We start from the raw sequence: 16,970 nt of genomic DNA on the forward strand, positions 1-16,970 counted from the left end.
CGGCCCGCGATCGGGCCGCGCTCTGGGTTCAGCCGCGCTCGCGCAGGGTGTCGCGGAGGAAGCGGTACGAGGAGCGGGGCGTGCGGTCGCCGGTGCGCGGATCCACGTGGACGAGCCCGCGCGGCGCCTCGTGGCCGGCCTCCCACTCGAACCCGTCGAGGAGGCTGCCGGCGACGACGGCCTCGAGCCGGACGCCCTCGGCCGCGCCGCCCGGCGCGACGGCGGCGAGCGCCTGCACCAGGTGGTCAGAGATCGCGTGAGCGCGGCGCGGATCCCGGCGGGAGCCGTCGCGGTCGTCGACCTGCTCCGGGTGGGCGGCGTCGAGGCCCGAGAGCACGACCGGCACGAGGTCGGGCGCGACGGGGTGGCCGTCGAGGGAGGCGGGGTGGTCGGTCCAGGGCAGCTCGCCGAAGGGGATCGCGGTGGATCCGGCCGTCAGGCGCGGCACGGCGGCGACGCGGATCGGGTCGGCGAGCGCGACGCCGTAGTGGTCGACGGGCTGGCCGATGGAGCGGAGGTCGGCCGGATCCACCCGCCCGAGCCGCTCGAAGGCCTCGGCGTGCGGGCCGGCGAGGTCGGGGTACCGGCCGAGGAGGACGGCGTCGGCGAAGAGGTCCTGGTGCAGGGCACGCGCCACGAGGGCGGCGGCGCGGTCGTCGTCGTCCGCGGAGGCGGCCTCCACCACGCGGTGCGCGTTCACGATGCCGACCCGGGCCGAGGAGCTCGAGCCCCGGATCGCCTCGATGGCGCGGCCGTGCGCCAGCAGCTGGTGGTGCACGGTGGGGAGCGCGTCGAGCCCGAGGCGGGATCCGGGCGCATGCGTGCCGGTGACGTGGCCGGCCATCGTGGTGAGGGCGGGCGTCCGGAGCGTCACCCAGTCGGGCACGCGGTCGCCGAGCGTCTCGGCCGCGAGGTAGGCGAGGTCGCCGAACCGGAGCGCGGTGTCGCGGTGCAGCCAGCCGCCGCGGTCCTGCAGCTCGACGGGCAGGTCGTGGTCGTGCAGGGCGACGCGCGGGCGGATCCCCGCGGCCAGCAGCGCGTCGACCAGCTCGTCGTAGAACGCGATGCCCTCGCGGCGGAGGCCCCCGCGCGCCTCCGGCTGGATCCTCGACCACGAGAGGGAGAAGGAGAGGACGTCGACGCCGAGCTCGACCGCGAGCGCGACGTCCTCGCGGTACCTCTCCATGTGCCGCGCGCCGCGCTCGGGGTCGCTGCCGTCCGCCACCGCGCCGGGTCGTCGGGCGAACGCGTCCCACACCGACTCGGTGCGGCCGCCCTCGTGCGCACGGCCCTCGACCTTCGTCGCGCTCGTGCTCACCCCGACGCGCGGGCCGCCCGCGAGGAGACCCGCCAGCTCGGTCGGCGTCGGGCGGTCGGGGGCGGCGTCGCGAGGTGTCACCTGAGCCAGTATCGGGCACCGACGACGCACACCCCGCGCACCGGCACCGGGCACGCGCCGCACAGGTTCTCCTACCACTTCCGTCACGGTCGGTGCGGGCGGTTGACACGCCCGGATGCACCCGCCTGAATGGACGCACGGTGCAGCAGTCGGTGAGGAACGAGGATCGTCCGTCCACGGGGGGTGGAGCGGGCGACGTCCGGCGATCCCGCCAGCGGCTCGTGCGAGCGGCCTCGGTGCTCCTGCTGCTCGCAGCGCTCACCGCCGGCGGCGCGGTCGCCGCCTCCGCCGCCACCGACACCCCGACCCCCACGCCGAGCCCCGCGCCCTCGGGCGACGTGGAACCCGCGCCGACGGTGGTGACGCCGCCCTTCTCGACCGACGGCTCCGTCGCGGTCACCGGCACGCGGCCCGCGGGCGTCGACGTGCAGGTCACCATCGCGAGCGTGCCCGCCGCGGTCACGCTCCCCTCGTCCACCACCTGGCGCGCGACCGCGACCGGCGTCCCGGACGGCCAGAGCCCGGTGCGCGTCACCGCTGGCCAGCAGGAGGCCACCGCCACGGCGTCCGTCCTGCGGGCTCCCGGCGTGAACAGCTTCTCCGTCGTGACCACCGGGCTCGTCAGCGGCACGGGCTACCCGGGGGCGACCGTCGACGCGCGCTCGGGATCCGCCGCCTGCCGCGCCACCGTCGGCTCCTCGAGCACGTGGGCGTGCCTCCTCGCACCTCCTCCGCCCTCTGGCACCGGCGTCCCCGTCACCGCGACGCAGACCACGCCGTGGAGCACCGGCACGCCCGCCGTCGGACGCGGCACGGGCAGCTTCGACACGACGGCGCCCGGCGCCGCGGTCATCACGGCCCCCGCGGCTCGCGCAACGGTCGACGCGGCGGGGATCACGATCTCCGGCACCTCCGACGAGGACGGCGACACGGTCCGCGCCTACATCTCGGGGTACGGCGACGCGGCGTGCCAGGCGCAGGTCGCCGGCGGCCGGTGGTCGTGCGCGACCGGGACCCTGCCGCCCGGGCCGCTCGGGATCACGGCGACGGTCACGGATCCGCTCGGCAACATCAGCACGCTCGCGGCCGAGGTGCGCGTCACCGTCCAGGCCCCCGCCTCGCCCACGCCGGGAGCGACGACGCCGCCCGCGAGCCCCACGCCCGAGGCCACCAGCTCGCCGCAGGGCACGCAGGCGGCTCCCGCGCCCGGGTCGGACCCCGGTGCGGGCGGCGGCGGGGCGGCCGGCACCGCACCCGGGACCGACGGCGCACCCGGTCCCGGATCCGCGCCCGCGGCGGCCGCACCCGGCACCTGGAACGCGCCCACTCGCTTCGGCACCTCCCTCCAGCCGCTGCCCGCCGCGTTCACCGACGGCCGCGGCCTCCTCCCGCTCCTCCTCGCGCTCGGCGCCGTGCTCCTCGTGACCCTCCCGGCCCTCCTCCTCCGCGGCGCGCTCGTCGCGCGCTTCGGCGGCCGGCACCGCGCGGCCGAGGACGTGACGCCGCTGCGGATCATCGCGCGCGGCGACGCCGCCGCCCTCACGACCCGGTCGGCGGCCGCCGCGTTCAGCGACTCGACCGCGACCACGGGGCAGATGCGCATCGTGCACGGCCGGCTCGACTCCGCGCCGATCCCCGTACCGGCCCGCCGCGAGCCCGAGCCGACGCTGCTCGGGGCCCGTCCCGCTCGCGAGCCGGGACGCGCCGGCCGCTGGGGTGCCGCCGCCGCAGCCCTCGCCCTGGCAGCGGCGCTGGCCGCGCTGTCGCTGCCCGTGGGATCCGACCCCAACGCCGTCCGCCTCTTCCTCGCCGCGCTGGTGGGCCTCGCCGTCGTCAACGGCGTCGGCGTGGTCGCGGTCGCCTCCGTGGCCGGTCGCGTCGGCGCCGGCCCCGCCCGCGTGCGCGCCGTCCCCGCCCTCCTCGTCCTGTCGGCGACCGCCGTCCTCGTGTCGCGCGCCGTCGGGCTCGCCCCGCCCATCGTCATCGGCCAGATCCTCGGCCTCGTGGCCGACGACCGCGACGACCGGTCCCGTGCCCGGCTCGCGCTCGTGCAGTCGGGGTCGCTCGCGGCGCTGGGCCTCGTGGCCTGGATCCTCTACGGCTTCGTCCCCGCCGACGGGACGATGTGGCCCCAGCTCGCGAACGAGCTGCTCAGCGTCGTGACCCTCGCCTCCCTCAGCTCCGCGGCGCTCGCGCTCGCGCCGGTCTCCCTCGTGCTCGGACGCTCCCTCCTGCTGCGCTCCCTGCCGCTCTGGGCTGTCGTGAGCGTCGCCGTCCTCACGCTGGCCTTCGCCGCGGTGGCGACGACCGCGAGCGGCGTGCCGACCGAGGTCTGGATCACGGCCCTCGTCGTCGCCGGCGCGTTCGCCGCGGTGAGCGTCGCCGTGTGGCTCTGGATCCGCGTCGTCGAGCCCTCGCTGCAGCGCCTGTAGCCGCGGTCCCCCGCGCCTGTCCCCCTGCCACGCCGCGTCTGGTGCGGATCGTCGGCCGAGGCCACACTGGGGGCGTCGCCGGCTCCGGCGGCCTCGACCCGGCCCGCGCGGCCCCGACGGCAGGAGTCCTGCATGAGCACATCGAGCACATCCCTCTGGGCGGCGCTCACGAGGCGGAAGCCCGTGGAGACGATCGAGGCGGAGCCCGGCGCGGCGACGGAGGAGGGCGGCCTCACCCGCTCGCTCGGCCTGTGGCAGCTCACCGCGATCGGCGTGGGCGGCATCATCGGCACCGGCATCTTCACGCTCGCGGGCACCGTCGCCAACCAGACCGCCGGACCCGCCGTCCTCATCTCGTTCCTCATCGCCGGCATCGCGAGCGCCGCGGCCGCCCTCTCCTACGCGGAGTTCGCGGGCATGATCCCCAAGGCCGGATCCGCGTACACCTACGGCTACGCGGCCCTCGGCGAGATCGTCGGCTGGTTCATCGGCTGGGACCTGCTGCTGGAGTACACCGCCATCGTCGGCGTGGTCGCCATCGGCGTCTCCGGGTACGCGGGCTTCCTCCTCGACCAGTTCGGCGTCGACCTGCCCGCGTGGATGCTCGGCGCGGCCGGCACGGGCGACGGCCACGTGGTCGACCTGTTCGCCGTGATCCTCTGCCTCGGCACCGCGTTCGTCCTCACCCGCGGCATGAAGAGCGTCGGCCGGTTCGAGCTCTACCTCGTGGGCCTCAAGGTGACGCTCGTGCTCGTGATCGTCGTCATCGGCTTCACGCAGATCACCGGCGCCAACTACCAGCCGTACTTCCCGTTCGGCGCGGCCGGGGTCTTCACGGGCGCCGCCACGGTCTTCTTCGCGGTGTTCGGCTACGACGCCATGAGCGCCGCGGCCGAGGAGTCGAAGGACGCGACCAAGCACATGCCGAAGGCGATCCTGCTGTCGCTCGCGATCGCGATGGTGCTCTACGTGCTCGCGACCATCGTGCTCACGGGCATGCAGAAGTACTCGGACATCAACCCGGAGAGCGGCTTCGCGACGGCGTTCGAGTCGGTCGGACTGCCCGCCGTGGCGAACGTCGTGGCGGTCGGCGCGATCGTCAGCGTCGTCACCGTGATGCTCACGTTCATGCTCGGGGCGTCGCGCGTGTGGTTCTCGATGAGCCGCGACGGACTGCTGCCGAAGTGGTTCGCGGTCACCGACCGGAAGCGGAACGTGCCCACGCGCGTGACGTGGATCATCGGCATCGGCTCGGCCCTGTTCGCGGGCTTCCTGCCCATCACCGTGGTGGCGGAGCTGACGAACATCGGGATCCTGCTGGCGTTCGTGGTGGTCTGCGCGGCCGTGATCGTGCTGCGCTACAAGCGGCCGGAGATCCCGCGGGCGTTCCGGCTGCCGCTCATGCCCGTCGTGCCGATCATCGGCATCGGCTTCTCGCTCTGGCTCGTCTCATCGCTGCCGTGGGAGACGTGGGTGCGGTTCGCGGTGTGGCTCGTCATCGGCCTCGTGATCTACCTCACGTACTCGCGCCGCAACTCGGTGCTCAGCCCGGACAGCCCGCGCAACCGGCGCTGACCGACCGCAGCACGACGCGGCGCCCGCATGACGACAGGGGCGCCGCCCACCTCGCGAGGTGGGCGGCGCCCCTGCTGCATGTCGCCTGCTGGCTAGTTCGCGCCGCTGGTGTTGATGCCGCCGTTGACGCCGTTGGGGTAGAACCCGCCCTTCGTCACGGCCTTGTTGTTCAGGTACACGATGTTGAGGACCTGACCCGTGGTGCGGCTGAACGCGATGCCGTTCGCGTCGGTCGGCACGAGGTTCGCGCCGCCCGAGATCGTGATGCCCTGGTCGAGGTCCGTGGACCCGTCGAGGGAGTCGCGCGCGTTGGAGATCGCGTTGGTCGGGGCCGCGAGGCCCTTCGCGAACAGCGAGGTGCGGATGATGCCCGCGTGGTACGCCTCGACCGCGAGGATGCCGGCGGCCGCCTCGAGGTACGTCTTGTTCGTGATGAGCGGGGCGGCGCCCTTGTAGGCGGTCACTCCGACGTCCTCGAACACGAACGACGCGAGCAGGAAGTTCTCGTCGCTCGCGAACGCGTCGAACTTCTCGCCCGCCTTGATGAGGCCGGCGGCCTGGGCCGCCGCGGAGAAGGCCGCGTCGAGGTCGATCGCGGGACGCGCCACCTTCGCCGAACCGAGCGCCGACCGCAGGAACTTGACGTGGGCCTTCTCGTCCTGGGCGATCTCGCGGGCGTACTCGCGGATGGCGCGGTCCTTGAACTGCACCTGCCGACCGCCCGTGACGCCGCCGGGCGTGCCGACGCCGGAGATGTCGTTCGGCACGAGGCCGTTGCCGGTCGAGGCGCGGAGGTAGAACTCGGCCTCGAGGTACTCGAGGTTGAGCGCGAAGTTGAGGACCGCGAGGTCGGTCGCCTGTCCGGCGTCGGCCTCGGCCTGGGCGTCGGCGGCCTGGGCGCCGGTCGCGGGGATGAGGGCCGCGGCGCCGACGCCGAGTCCCGCGATGCCCGCTGCGCTGAAGAAGCGGCGACGGTCGAGGGGCGACTGCGCGCTCTTGTGGATGGCCTGGGTGATGAACTTCTTGTCGAACATGGATGGAGCTCCCTTGATCGTCGCGTCCGTATCCCAGATACCGAGCGCGTGGTGGTTCGAACGCTAAACGGGTGATTGGCATCTGGATAGGGGCGCGATGCACTGTCTCGCCGGATGTCACGAACCCTTCGGAACGGGGATCGTCGCGGATTGGCCCGGGAGGGAGCGGCTCTCGGAGACGCGGATCAGGTCGGGATGACCTTGAAGAGCACCTTCCGCGTGACCATGAACCAGATCGCCGCCAGCACGAGGGTGTGGACAGCTACCCCCTGCCAGGGATTCGACCTGTCGATGAACGGCAGGCTGCCGACCAGGAGCACGAAGAACACGTGGACGATGAAGACGTAGAGGCTCGCGGATCCGAGCGGCGTGTAGAACCACCCGAACGCGCGGTCGACCGGCTTCCACACCCGCGTGAGGAACGTGTAGGCGACGACGAGCATCAGCCCGAGGTCGAGCAGACGGCCGGGCTGCAGGAAGGTGCGCTGGTACATCGACTCGTACAGCGACGAGTAGAGGCCCTCGGACACGCCCGGCAGCTGCACGCCGTACGTGTGGCCGGCCCAGAGCACGGCGAGCGATCCGACGTACGCGACGAGCAGGATCGTCACGAGCACGCGGCCGAGCCGCCCGGTCAGCGCCCGGGTGATCTGCCGGCGGTAGTAGCCGATCACCATGCCGTTGAGGAACGCGACCTGCCAGGTGAGCAGCGGGAACACGTCCTCGAACATCGACGGCAGCACGCGGATGTCGTACATCGCGTTGAGCACGTACGCGGTCCAGCTGACGATGAGGACGACCCACCACATGCGGCGGCGGAGCAGCCACACGACCGCGGGCACGAGCAGGGTCAGCACCACGAACAGGCCCATGATGTTGAACACCCACGGGCCCATGCGGAGCAGCAGCAGGTCGCGGATCGCGTACCAGGGCGGCGGGTAGTCGAGCAGGCGCGCGCCGTTCGGGTAGAGGTCGTAGACCTGGCCGGTGGTGACCTTGCCGTCGGCGCCGGTGCCGCGGTCGGTGAACGTGGTGATCACGTCCGTGTCCAGGAACGGCACGAACGAGAGCGCGAAGACGATGACGACCACGGCGATCGCCACGATGTACTGCTTGAACGCGCGCCGGAGGATGGAGACGAGGGCCTTCATCTCGCCGAACTTCTTCACGGCCATCGGGTAGACCATGCCGAGAACGAGGCCGGAGAGCAGCACGAACATCTCGGCGCCCGTGATGGCGCCGATCGCGTTGATGGTCACGTACGAGTACGGGCTCGCCACCTCGATGTGGGTGATGACCACGGCGACGATGGTCCAGCCGCGGAAGAGGTCGAGGCGGCGGTCGCGGGGCGAGTTCTCGTCCGGGTAGCGCCAGCCGGGCTTGAGGTGGCCGATGGGGCCGGAGATCACGAACAGCGCGAGGAGCACGACCGCGCAGAGCACGATCCACCCCATCTGCTCGTCCTCGGGGGATCCCGGGTCGCGGTACTGCGCGGTCGCGACGTTGGCGCGCTCCTGGTCGAAGACCTGCGTGACGGGGCCGAGCGTCGCGGTCGCGGGATCCAGGTGCGCGCGCAGGGCGGACGCGATGGCCGGCTCGCCCGTGGCGCGCCAGTCGATGACGGCGTCGTCGGCCTCCGCCTCCTTCCGCTCGAGCTCGCGCCAGACGACCATGCCGATGCCCGGGTGCGCGGCCCGGATGTCGGCGGAGAGCACCTGGTCCCACCACGCGCTCTTGATGTCGAGCTCGCTCGCGCCGTCGGTGCGCGCCGGGTCGTAGAGCGCGCCGGTCTCGATCACGGTCGGCTTGCCGGTGCCCTCGATCCACTCGGCCGCGAAGTCCCGCCCCGCGCCGCCCTGGTCGGCGTAGCCGTACTGCCCGGTGAGCTCGCGGGCGAACTTGCCGTCCTCGGGCACCACGTTCTCGCCGAACTCCTGCTGCGGGATCACCTCGCCGCCCAGGTAGTCCTCCGTGGGCTCCCCGACGGTGAAGTCCTGCTCGGTGCCGAAGTGGGACGCCGACAGGCCGATCCAGTCGACGGCGTCGTCGCCCGGGTAGTACGGCCGGTACGCGTCGTCGTCCACGTCGACGCGGCCGTTGCCGTCGGTGTCGAGCTCGGCGATGGAGCGGGTGCCGGAGGCGTCCGTGAGGCCGTCGGCGGATCCGAACGGGTAGCCGACCGCGTAGGCGGGCGACCACACGGTGACGGCGCCCGCGTCGGAGGCGTGTACGGCGTCCGCGACCTGGCGGAAGGCGGTGACGTACGCGGTCGGCTGCTGGCCCCACGGGGTCCACGAGCCGTTCATCTCGGGCGCGAACCGCACGAGCGCGCGGGAGTCGTAGCGCTCGCGGAGCGCCTCGAGCCGACCGGTGAGCGCGGTCGCGTCCGCCGCCGTCAGCTCGCCGAGCGGCTTCGTCGGCTCGAGGGTGAGGAGGAGGAGCGATCCCTGCTGCGCGGCCTGCTGCGCGAACTGGTCGAGGTAGGTGACGTCGTCGGATCCGAGCGGGTAGCGCACCGACTGGCCGAGCACCGCGGGGGTCGCCCCGAGGCGGTCGGCGTAGCTCTGCGCGTCGTCGGCGGTCCAGTCGATGATGCCGCCGAACCAGGGCACGGCGGGTGCGCGGGTGAGGTCGACCTCGTCGGCGGGTGCTGCGGGCGCTGCGGCCTGCGGCGCTGCCGCCTTCGGCGAGGAGGGCACGGCGAGCGCCGCGGTCGCCGGGACGACCGCGAGCGCGAGCGCCACCGCAGCGGCAGCCCAGCCGCCGATCCGTCTCCGCGTGCGCCCGCCCCCGCGTGCACGCATCCCCCGGCTGCGCATCAGCCGCGCAGCCTGACCAGCCGCCAGCGGTTGCTCCCGTCGGTGCGCTCGTAGGTGAGGTCGTCGAGGACCGCCTGCGCGAGCGCCAGCCCGCGCCCGCTCTCGCTGAGGTCGTCGGGCATGGAGACGCGCGTGAGGTCGACGACGGCGGGCTGGCCGTCGTCCTCGAACAGCGCCACGATGCGGTCGTGCTGGCAGATCACGGTCATGGTGAACGTCACGGGGTAGCCCGCGCGCTCCCCCACCGCGACGCCGTGCTCGACCACGTTGCCGGCGATCTCCACCACGGCCGTCTCGAACAGCATCCGCTCGTCGTCGCCCACGTCGCACGCCTGGTCCCACACGGCTGCGATCACGGCGTGCACGGCGGCGAGGCTCTCGTCCACGGCGGGGAGCGTGACGTTGGCCCGCACCGGAGGCGCGTGGTGCGTCATCCCCTCATCGGTCACGGAACACGCCCTCGGGCGACTCGTGCACCGTGAGCACGCGGTTGAGGTTCGTGAGCTCGAGCACCGCCTTCACCTGCGCGTTCGGGCGGGCGAGCCGGAGGTCGCCGCCCGCCTGACGGGCGCGCTTGAGGCCGGAGACGAGGGCGCCGAGGCCCGAGCTGTCCATGAAGTCGGTGCTGCCGAGGTCCACCACGACGAACGGCCGGCCGCCGTCGATGACCTCCGTGACGATGGTCGTGAGCTGCCGGGCGGAGACCATGTTGAGGCGGCCGGTCGGCGTGACGACGCTCACGTGCGTCCCCTGCTCGTTGACTGCGATGTCGATCATGCGTCCTCCTTGGCCGGCGTGAAGCCCCGATAGCGGGCCGCACGGATGATGATGCTGAAGATCGCCAGGTCGAAGACGACCCAGGCGAGGTTGGTGAACGTGCCGAGCGGCGTCGCCTGCCCGACCCCGAGGCGCAGCAGGCCGATCGCCGACGCGACGATGAGCGCGCCCATCACGTAGAGCTGGGGCTTCACGAGGTCCCACCGCGGCTTCCCGCTCGCGGCGCGGACCTTCGGGGTGACCGCGAAGTCGAGGGGCTTGCGGAAGAACACGTTGGCGACGGCGGTGGTGACCGACGAGATCCACACCGGGAAGAGCGCGAGGGAGTACTGCTGGCCGCGCCAGGTGCGCTTGCCCCGGCCGACGACCGCGAACAGGAGCTGGTTCACGAGGAGGAACGGGATCAGCCGGATGAAGAAGTCCGTCGAGATCGCCTGCACGGGGAGCACGCCGAACGTCAGGTAGATGATGGGCGCCGCCACGTAGACGACGGCCGTGAAGCCGGAGAAGTAGCTCCACATCGTGGCGAAGTACATGAGGCGCTGCGGGATCGAGAGCGCCTTCTGCAGCAGCGGGTTCTCGCGGAAGAACACCTGGATGGTGCCCTGCGCCCAGCGGAGGCGCTGGGTGAGCATGGTCGGCAGGTCCTCCGGCGCGAGACCGTAGGCGAGGACCTCGTCGTGGTACGCCGACTTCCAGCCGAGCCCGTGCAGGCGCATGCAGGTGGCCATGTCCTCGGTGACCGAGATGGTGGCCAGCGGCATGATCGACTGCGCGTCGTCGTCGCGGTGCACGTCGATGTCGCGGACGATCGCGCGCACGGCGTCGAGCGCCCCGAGCGGCGACCAGTTGCGCTCGGACAGGCGGGCCATGGCCGTGTCGTCGACGAGCGACACCGCGTCGCGCGCGGCGGAGTGCCGTCCGGCCAGCGCGGCGATCTCGGCGAGGTCGGCGTTCAGCGCCGCCATGTCGTCCTGCACCATGCGCGCGGCGATGGAGTCGACGCGCTTCTGGAAGCGGTAGGTCACGTCCGCCAGGCGCTGGCCGCGGCGGAGCCCGGCGCGGGCCCGGCGCACGTCGTAGGCGACGTCGTCGAGCGCCTTGCGCAGCTCCAGCTGGTCGGGCTCGAGCTCCTCGCGGGCCTTGTCGATCACGTCGCCCGCCGTGCGGAGCGCCCGGAACACGGTGATCTCGATGTCGGTCACGTAGCGCGAGACGCCGAGGAGCATGAGGGCCTCGCGACGCAGGATCGCGTTGGACCCGCAGAAGAACGCCGCATTCCAGCCGTCCTTGCCCTGCTGAATGGGGCCGTAGAACAGCGGCGCCTGGCTGCCGAGCGGATCCGAGTCCGGCACGTTCACGAACACCTGCGGCGTCTGCACGATCGCCATGCGCCGGTCGTCGAAGTAGCCGAGCGTCTTGTCGAGGATCTCGGGGACGGGCACCTGGTCGGCGTCGAGGATGAGCATGAACTCGCCCTCGGTCGTGAGCAGCGCGTTGTTGAGGTTCCCGGCCTTGGCATGGCGGGCGCGGCCCGACCAGTCGGCCGAGCGGGTGATCCAGCCGATGCGCTCGGCCTCGGCCAGGTCGCGGAGCTCGGTGCGGTTGCCGTCGTCGAGCACCCACGTCTTGTGCGGGTAGGTGATGCGCTGGGCGGCCCGCGCCGTCTCCATCACGAGGTCGAGCGGCTCGTTGTACGTCGCGATGAAGACGTCGACCGTGAGGCCCGGCTGCGGCGCGGGCGGCTTCGGCCGGTCGCGGGCCCGCCACATCGTGAGCCCGAACAGGAGCGAGTCGATGAGGCTGTACGTCTCCGCGAGCACGAGCGGGATCGCGATCCAGAGCGCCTCGGTGTTCACCGAGAACAGCAGCCGCCAGATGATGTAGTTGAGGCCCAGGATCGCCGTCACCACGGCCAGGAGCCGGATGAACGCGAACCGCAGCGGCGACCTCCCCGTGGTCGGTGCGCGGTGCGCGTTGCGGCTCATCCGCGCCTCACGGCGAGGACGGTCACGTCGTCGAGCGGCGTGCCTGCGGAGGCGAGGATGCGGACCCGCTCGACGAGCGCGTGCACGCCCCCGGCATCGGACACCAGGCGGCCGATCGACGCGAACGCGGGCGCGCTGCCGCCGAACATGTCGAACAGGCCGTCGCTGAAGGTCACGAAGGTGTCGCCGTGCGCGAGCACCACGTGGCGCTCCTCCCAGCGGTGGTCGACGTCGATGCCGACGGGCAGGTCGCTCGTGTCGAGGTGGGTGACGCGGCCGTCGTCGTGGACGACGATCGTCAGCCCGTGCCCCGCGTCGGCGTAGCGGAGGAGGCCGGACGCCTGGTCGAGGTGCCCGTGCTGCAGCGTGACGAAGGACCCGGTGCGGTCGAGGTCGGCGTCGAGGGTGCGCGCGGCGTCGGTGACCATGAGGCCCGTGTCCTCGAGGACGCCCGCACCGTAGCGGTCGGCGGTGCTCGCGATGCCACGGAGGACGGCGCGGACGGTGGCGGTGAGGATCGCGGCGCCCGTGCCCTTGCCCATCACGTCGGCGAGGGAGAAGCGGAGGCCGGACGCGGTGCGCTCGTAGTCGTAGAAGTCGCCGCCCACGACCTGCGCGGGCACGCACACGGCGGCGATGTCGTAGCCGGGGATCTCGACCTCGGCGGCCGGGAGCAGGGCGGCCTGCACCGCCTGGGCGCGCTCCATCTCCGCGTTCGCGACGAGCTCGCGCTGCGCCCACTGCGCGAGCTCGGCGAAGAGCGCGAGCTGGCCGCCGTCGAGGGAGCGCGGCTCGACGTCGTACAGGCAGAACGTGCCGATGACGAGGCCCTCGGGATCCCGCAGCGGGTGCCCGGCGTAGAAGCGGATGTGCGGCTCCTCCGCCACCGAGGGCAGGTGCCGGTAGAACGGATGCGCCTGCGCGTCCTCGACGACGAGCACGCGCTCCTCGCGGACGGTGGTGTCGCAGAAGACGCTGCTGATCGGCGTCTCGGACAGCTCGGCGCCGGCGCAGGACGCGAACCACATGCGGTCGTGGTCCGCGAGGCCGATGGTCGACAGCGGCACGGAGAACGCCGTGCGGGCGAGGCTCGTGACCCGGTCGAAGCGCTCCTGGGGCGGTCCGTCGAGCAGCCCCAGGGCCTCGACGGCACGCTGCATCGCGCTCGATCGCGCGTCCTCGATCAGACTCATCCCCGCCCCCTCGCCGACATGGACCCCCGTCCACGGCACCCGAATCGACGGGCGCGCTCAGCTTACGTGCCCGGATACATAGGGGACGTACTAAGTAGCGTTACGCGGATGACCTCGGTGGTCGTCCCAGTGTTCGCGGACGGGCTGCTAGCGTCGGGAGCGGATCGGGGGGTCTCATGGCATCAGCACGGAGACCGGAGCTCCCCTACCTCGACGGCATGCGCGGCGCGGCCGCCCTCGCCGTCGTGGCGTTCCACGCGTTCCTCTACACCGGGCTCAGCGGGCAGGCGTGGCAGGATCTGCCGCTCCTCGGCTGGATCACCGGCTACGGCTACCTCGGCGTGCCCGTCTTCATCGTCCTGTCCGGCTACGTGCTGATGCTGCCCGTCGCCGGCCGCCCGGGGCTCGACCTCCGGCACGGCACCGCGACCTTCCTCCGGCGGCGGGCCCGCCGGATCCTCCCGCCCTACTTCGCGGCCATCGCGCTCAGCCTGCTGATGGCGCTCGCGATCCCCGTGATGCGCGACGGCGCCGGCACCGCGTGGCAGAGCGCGGCGCCCGCCACCCCCGCGGGCATCGCATCCCACGTCCTCCTGCTCCAGGACCTCTCCCCCTCCTGGGTCAGCCAGGTGAACGCACCGCTCTGGAGCGTCGCCGTGGAGTGGCAGATCTACTTCCTCATGCCGCTGGTGCTGCTGCCGCTCTGGCGGCGGTGGGGTGGGCTGCCCGTCGTCGCCGTGACCACGGTCGTCATGACCGGCGCGTCGCTCGCCGGCTTCGCCCCGTGGGCCTGCCCGTGGCTGCTGGGCCTCTTCGCCGCCGGGATGCTCGCCGCCGAGATCACCGTCGGCGCGCGCCCGCGCTGGGCATCCGACCGGCTGCTGCTCGGGGTGGCCGTGGGCGCCGCGGCCGTGCTGCTCGTCGGGATCACGGTGCTGCAGGGCAGCGTGTGGGCCGCGGAGCTCGTGGCCGGCGCGGGCTTCGCGTCGCTCCTCGCGTGGGCGGGCGCGCGCACCATGGCCGGGTCCCGCCCCCGTGCGCTCGGCGCCTTCGTCACCCGTCCGGCGCAGCGGCTCGGCCTCGTCTCCTACAGCGTGTACCTCGTGCACAGCCCGTTCCTCGCGCTCGGCAACCTCCTGCTGCTGCCGCTCGGCCTGCCGACGGGCGCGCACGCCGCGCTGATGCTCCTGGTCGTCGCGCCGCTCGCGGTGGCGGCCGGCTTCGGCTTCTTCCACCTCGTCGAGCGGCACTTCCTCAACACGCGCCAGGTGCACGTGACGGCGTCGGCGGATCCCGGTGCGGCGTCCGTCGCGCCCAAGCCCGCGGCCTGAGCGGCTCGCCTCGGCGGTGCCCCCCCAGGACTCGAACTTCACTTCACCCCGAGAGGTACGCACGTCCACCTATGCGACAGCGCTACTAGGGCAAAGCACGGTCATACGTTGCAGCCAGCATCGGCAACTGTGTGCGGCGAGTGTGGGTAAACCGAGGGCAGAAATGAGCGCATTGATCCAGAACTCTCACGGGGGTGTCAGACGCCGACGGCACCTATCGGCTGCTCTGGATCCCGTGAATATTGGGTCGATTTCTGACGACCGGATAGAGTCAGTGAGAGTCTGCTGACGAACGCCACAGCCGGGTGTTGGCCCGTCACGTGCCGCCGATCACGTGCAGCGGCGGGGCTCTCGAAGCTAGACGGAGAGGGGCCCAACGCCTTCTGGCGCCGGGGCCTGTGTGTTGGTGAGGGTTCTAACCGACGAAAAAGTCGGGCTCCTCATCGTCCGGGATTCCATTCCTGATGTCGACCCACTCGAGATCGTCCGCGAGCTGCCTCACCCGCTCGTTGATCATCGTGACGACATCGACGACGAGGAAGTCGAAACCGACTGACCAGCTCACTGCCTCGACCTCGCCTTCGGGCTCCGCTGTGCTCGACATGTCAAAGCGCACGCGGTCCCCCACCTTCGGAGGAGTGTCCTTTGGTCCGACGTTGTAGAGGTACTCGGCCTTAGTGCGGTCGATGTTGCCCGGGTAGACCCGAATCTGGATGCGCATGCTCATGAGTCCGAGCGTATGGGAGGGCTCTCCACGGCGTCTGCCTCCCGTTCGGGGCCGCCCACGTAGGAGCGCCCCGGCGCCGGGAGGCGGGCGCGCTCGCCGGCGAATCAGATGAACTGCACCTGGTCGCCGGTGTAGCGAGCGACGTTCTGCGCGGCCTCCTAGCAGGTCTTCGTAGGTGGGAACCTGTGGTCCCGCGGAATGCCAGCGTTCGCCTCGATGACGGTGTTCCAGAGGCCGGACGTGTCCTTCTTGAAGCCTGCGGCCGACCTCCGGAACCTGCGGAAGACGAGGCTGACCGTCGCGTCCTCGCCGAGCCTGGCGGTGTACATGGTGCGCGTGGTGTTCATGGTTCTCCTTCTGGGCAACGAAGATGCCCTCACGAGTACCATCGGCCGAACCACGAACCAGTTCGGCGGGGTCCATCTCGGAGTATCACTCCGCGTTCAGCTACCGTGGTTGTAGAGATCCCCGTACTGACGCTCAATCGCCAAAATGTGGAACGTCGCACCAGCGCGTACGCCGGCCATCGGCAGCTTGCCGGAGTACCGGAAGACGAACACTTCGGAGGACTCGGAGAACGCGTCAGGCATAGTCATGCGCAGCTTCGTAGTGGGCAACTTTTCAAAGCCGAGACCGTGCTTTGGGGCTCTGCGGAGGTCCTTCCACGTAAGGCCCGACAGCGACTGCAGGCTTTCAGCGAACGCCGCCTTCGCCTCCTTCGTCATCGCGGACTCCTTGAGGTCGAAGTCACGGTGAAGATGCTTGAGGCAGAACACCGGGTGGCTACCGTCCGTGTTCTTCGGTTCGTCGTATGGAAGCTCCGTGGCGGAAGCCTGCGGTCGTGAACGATTCCGCCTGCGGTCGTTCACTCCGCCAACGCGGAGAGCCCGCGGAAGTAGCGGTAGATCACCGATCGCGGGATGGTGATGAAGTGCTCTCCGTCGCGGTAGCTGCTCGTCCACGGCGCCTCGGAGTGCGTCATCTCGCGCAACTTCCAAGCGCTCTTGGAGCCGAACGTCTCCCAGACGGAGGCCAGAAGGTCGGTCGTCTCCGTGTCGACCTGGAAGAAGTCGAAGTCTTCCGTGAAGGGGATCGCGTTCGAACCGTGGTCCTTGTACTGGCGGTAGACAACAGGGACGACCGGACCGTGAGTCCACGCCTGGATCTCATCTGCGAAGAGCGGAGCACCGAAGCGCGCAAGGTGATGCCCCTGCGCGTAGTACAGGAGCTTCTGCAACTTCAGATTCGACAGAGCGCCCTCTTCCTCGCTGTCGGCCCACGCAAGGAACCAACGTGCGATCGTGGAGGCGTCGTAGGCGGCGATGGGCTCGGGCGCAGAGGGAAAAGTCATGTCATTCACCGGGACTGGATGCGGACGTACATTGACGCGTTGGTTTTGCACGCAACTCCTACAGTATGCGCGCGGACCGTGCACGCGGGGAGGTCCCCCGTTCAGGTCTCGCCACGTCTACCTCGGTCACGGCCGAGTCGAGTGGCTGGACCTGCAGTCAGGGGAGCACGCCACCCTCATGTGCACGCACGCTTGCACGAGGCTGCAGTGGGGCGAATCGATCGGGCTTCGCGTGAAGTCCTTCGACTTCCTGCGCCGGCGCGCCCTCGTGGAGGAGAACGCCGGGCCTGTCGGAGGCGGGTGCTCCGAGCGGCTTCATGGGCCCCCTACTCCCCCTCAATATC

At 71.5% G+C, this 16,970-nt stretch carries 14 protein-coding genes; 3 read left to right on the forward strand and 11 right to left on the reverse strand.

Annotation, left to right across the window (positions count from 1 at the left end; all coding sequences use genetic code 11):
* Nucleotides 1–28: 28 nt before the first annotated feature.
* Nucleotides 29–1,399: a glycoside hydrolase family 1 protein gene (locus CMS_RS12010; RefSeq protein WP_012299707.1), complete on the reverse strand. Its 1,371-nt coding sequence runs from the start codon at nucleotides 1,397–1,399 to the stop codon at nucleotides 29–31.
* A gap of 221 nt (nucleotides 1,400–1,620) precedes the next feature.
* Between CMS_RS12010 and CMS_RS12015 the strand changes: the two genes are divergently transcribed.
* A complete protein-coding gene (locus CMS_RS12015; RefSeq protein ID WP_223842650.1) occupies nucleotides 1,621–3,831 on the forward strand; it encodes a hypothetical protein in 2,211 nt (736 codons plus the stop codon).
* 132 nt (nucleotides 3,832–3,963) lie between these two features.
* Nucleotides 3,964–5,406, forward strand: coding sequence for an amino acid permease (locus CMS_RS12020; RefSeq protein WP_012299709.1), 1,443 nt, complete (start codon nucleotides 3,964–3,966; stop codon nucleotides 5,404–5,406).
* A gap of 92 nt (nucleotides 5,407–5,498) precedes the next feature.
* Here CMS_RS12020 and CMS_RS12025 read toward each other — a convergent pair whose 3' ends face one another.
* The 6 genes from CMS_RS12025 to CMS_RS12050 all read right to left on the reverse strand — a co-directional run bounded on the left by CMS_RS12025 (nucleotide 5,499) and on the right by CMS_RS12050 (nucleotide 13,217).
* The gene (locus CMS_RS12025) at nucleotides 5,499–6,440 is read right to left on the reverse strand and encodes a ferritin-like domain-containing protein (RefSeq protein ID WP_012299710.1); all 942 of its coding nucleotides are present in this window, start codon (nucleotides 6,438–6,440) and stop codon (nucleotides 5,499–5,501) included.
* Nucleotides 6,441–6,625: 185 nt separating this feature from the next.
* On the reverse strand, nucleotides 6,626–9,184 hold the full coding sequence (gene opgC / locus CMS_RS12030; RefSeq protein ID WP_041464667.1) for an OpgC domain-containing protein: 2,559 nt from the start codon (nucleotides 9,182–9,184) through the stop codon (nucleotides 6,626–6,628).
* 74 nt (nucleotides 9,185–9,258) lie between these two features.
* On the reverse strand, nucleotides 9,259–9,708 hold the full coding sequence (locus CMS_RS12035) for an ATP-binding protein (protein WP_223842651.1): 450 nt from the start codon (nucleotides 9,706–9,708) through the stop codon (nucleotides 9,259–9,261).
* The gene (locus CMS_RS12040; protein ID WP_012299713.1) at nucleotides 9,698–10,036 is read right to left on the reverse strand and encodes an STAS domain-containing protein; all 339 of its coding nucleotides are present in this window, start codon (nucleotides 10,034–10,036) and stop codon (nucleotides 9,698–9,700) included. Before CMS_RS12040 ends, CMS_RS12035 begins: the two co-directional genes overlap by 11 nt.
* Entirely contained in the window at nucleotides 10,033–12,024 is a 1,992-nt protein-coding gene (locus CMS_RS12045; protein WP_012299714.1) for a glycosyltransferase family 2 protein, read from the reverse strand. The genes CMS_RS12040 and CMS_RS12045 overlap by 4 nt, the downstream gene beginning before the upstream one ends.
* Complete coding sequence (locus CMS_RS12050; protein WP_049791937.1) at nucleotides 12,021–13,217, reverse strand: PP2C family protein-serine/threonine phosphatase; 1,197 nt, start codon at nucleotides 13,215–13,217, stop codon at nucleotides 12,021–12,023. The genes CMS_RS12045 and CMS_RS12050 overlap by 4 nt, the downstream gene beginning before the upstream one ends.
* Nucleotides 13,218–13,393: 176 nt before the next feature.
* On the opposite strand from CMS_RS12050, the gene CMS_RS12055 reads away from it, so the two are divergent.
* Nucleotides 13,394–14,548 (forward strand): acyltransferase family protein, encoded by a 1,155-nt coding sequence (locus tag CMS_RS12055; protein WP_041464668.1) that lies wholly within the window; start codon nucleotides 13,394–13,396, stop codon nucleotides 14,546–14,548.
* A 415-nt stretch (nucleotides 14,549–14,963) separates the two neighbouring features.
* Here CMS_RS12055 and CMS_RS12060 read toward each other — a convergent pair whose 3' ends face one another.
* The 4 genes from CMS_RS12060 to CMS_RS12075 all read right to left on the reverse strand — a co-directional run bounded on the left by CMS_RS12060 (nucleotide 14,964) and on the right by CMS_RS12075 (nucleotide 16,626).
* Nucleotides 14,964–15,275, reverse strand: coding sequence for a hypothetical protein (locus CMS_RS12060; protein WP_012299717.1), 312 nt, complete (start codon nucleotides 15,273–15,275; stop codon nucleotides 14,964–14,966).
* 158 nt (nucleotides 15,276–15,433) lie between these two features.
* Entirely contained in the window at nucleotides 15,434–15,622 is a 189-nt protein-coding gene (locus tag CMS_RS12065; protein ID WP_041464669.1) for a hypothetical protein, read from the reverse strand.
* A gap of 96 nt (nucleotides 15,623–15,718) precedes the next feature.
* On the reverse strand, nucleotides 15,719–16,000 hold the full coding sequence (locus CMS_RS12070; RefSeq protein WP_133064108.1) for a hypothetical protein: 282 nt from the start codon (nucleotides 15,998–16,000) through the stop codon (nucleotides 15,719–15,721).
* Between the two features lie 140 nt (nucleotides 16,001–16,140).
* A complete protein-coding gene (locus CMS_RS12075) occupies nucleotides 16,141–16,626 on the reverse strand; it encodes a Panacea domain-containing protein (protein ID WP_012299720.1) in 486 nt (161 codons plus the stop codon).
* Nucleotides 16,627–16,970: the final 344 nt, after the last annotated feature.

Origin of the sequence: Clavibacter sepedonicus, assembly GCF_000069225.1 — a bacterium.
Classification (GTDB): Bacteria; Actinomycetota; Actinomycetes; order Actinomycetales; family Microbacteriaceae; genus Clavibacter; species Clavibacter sepedonicus.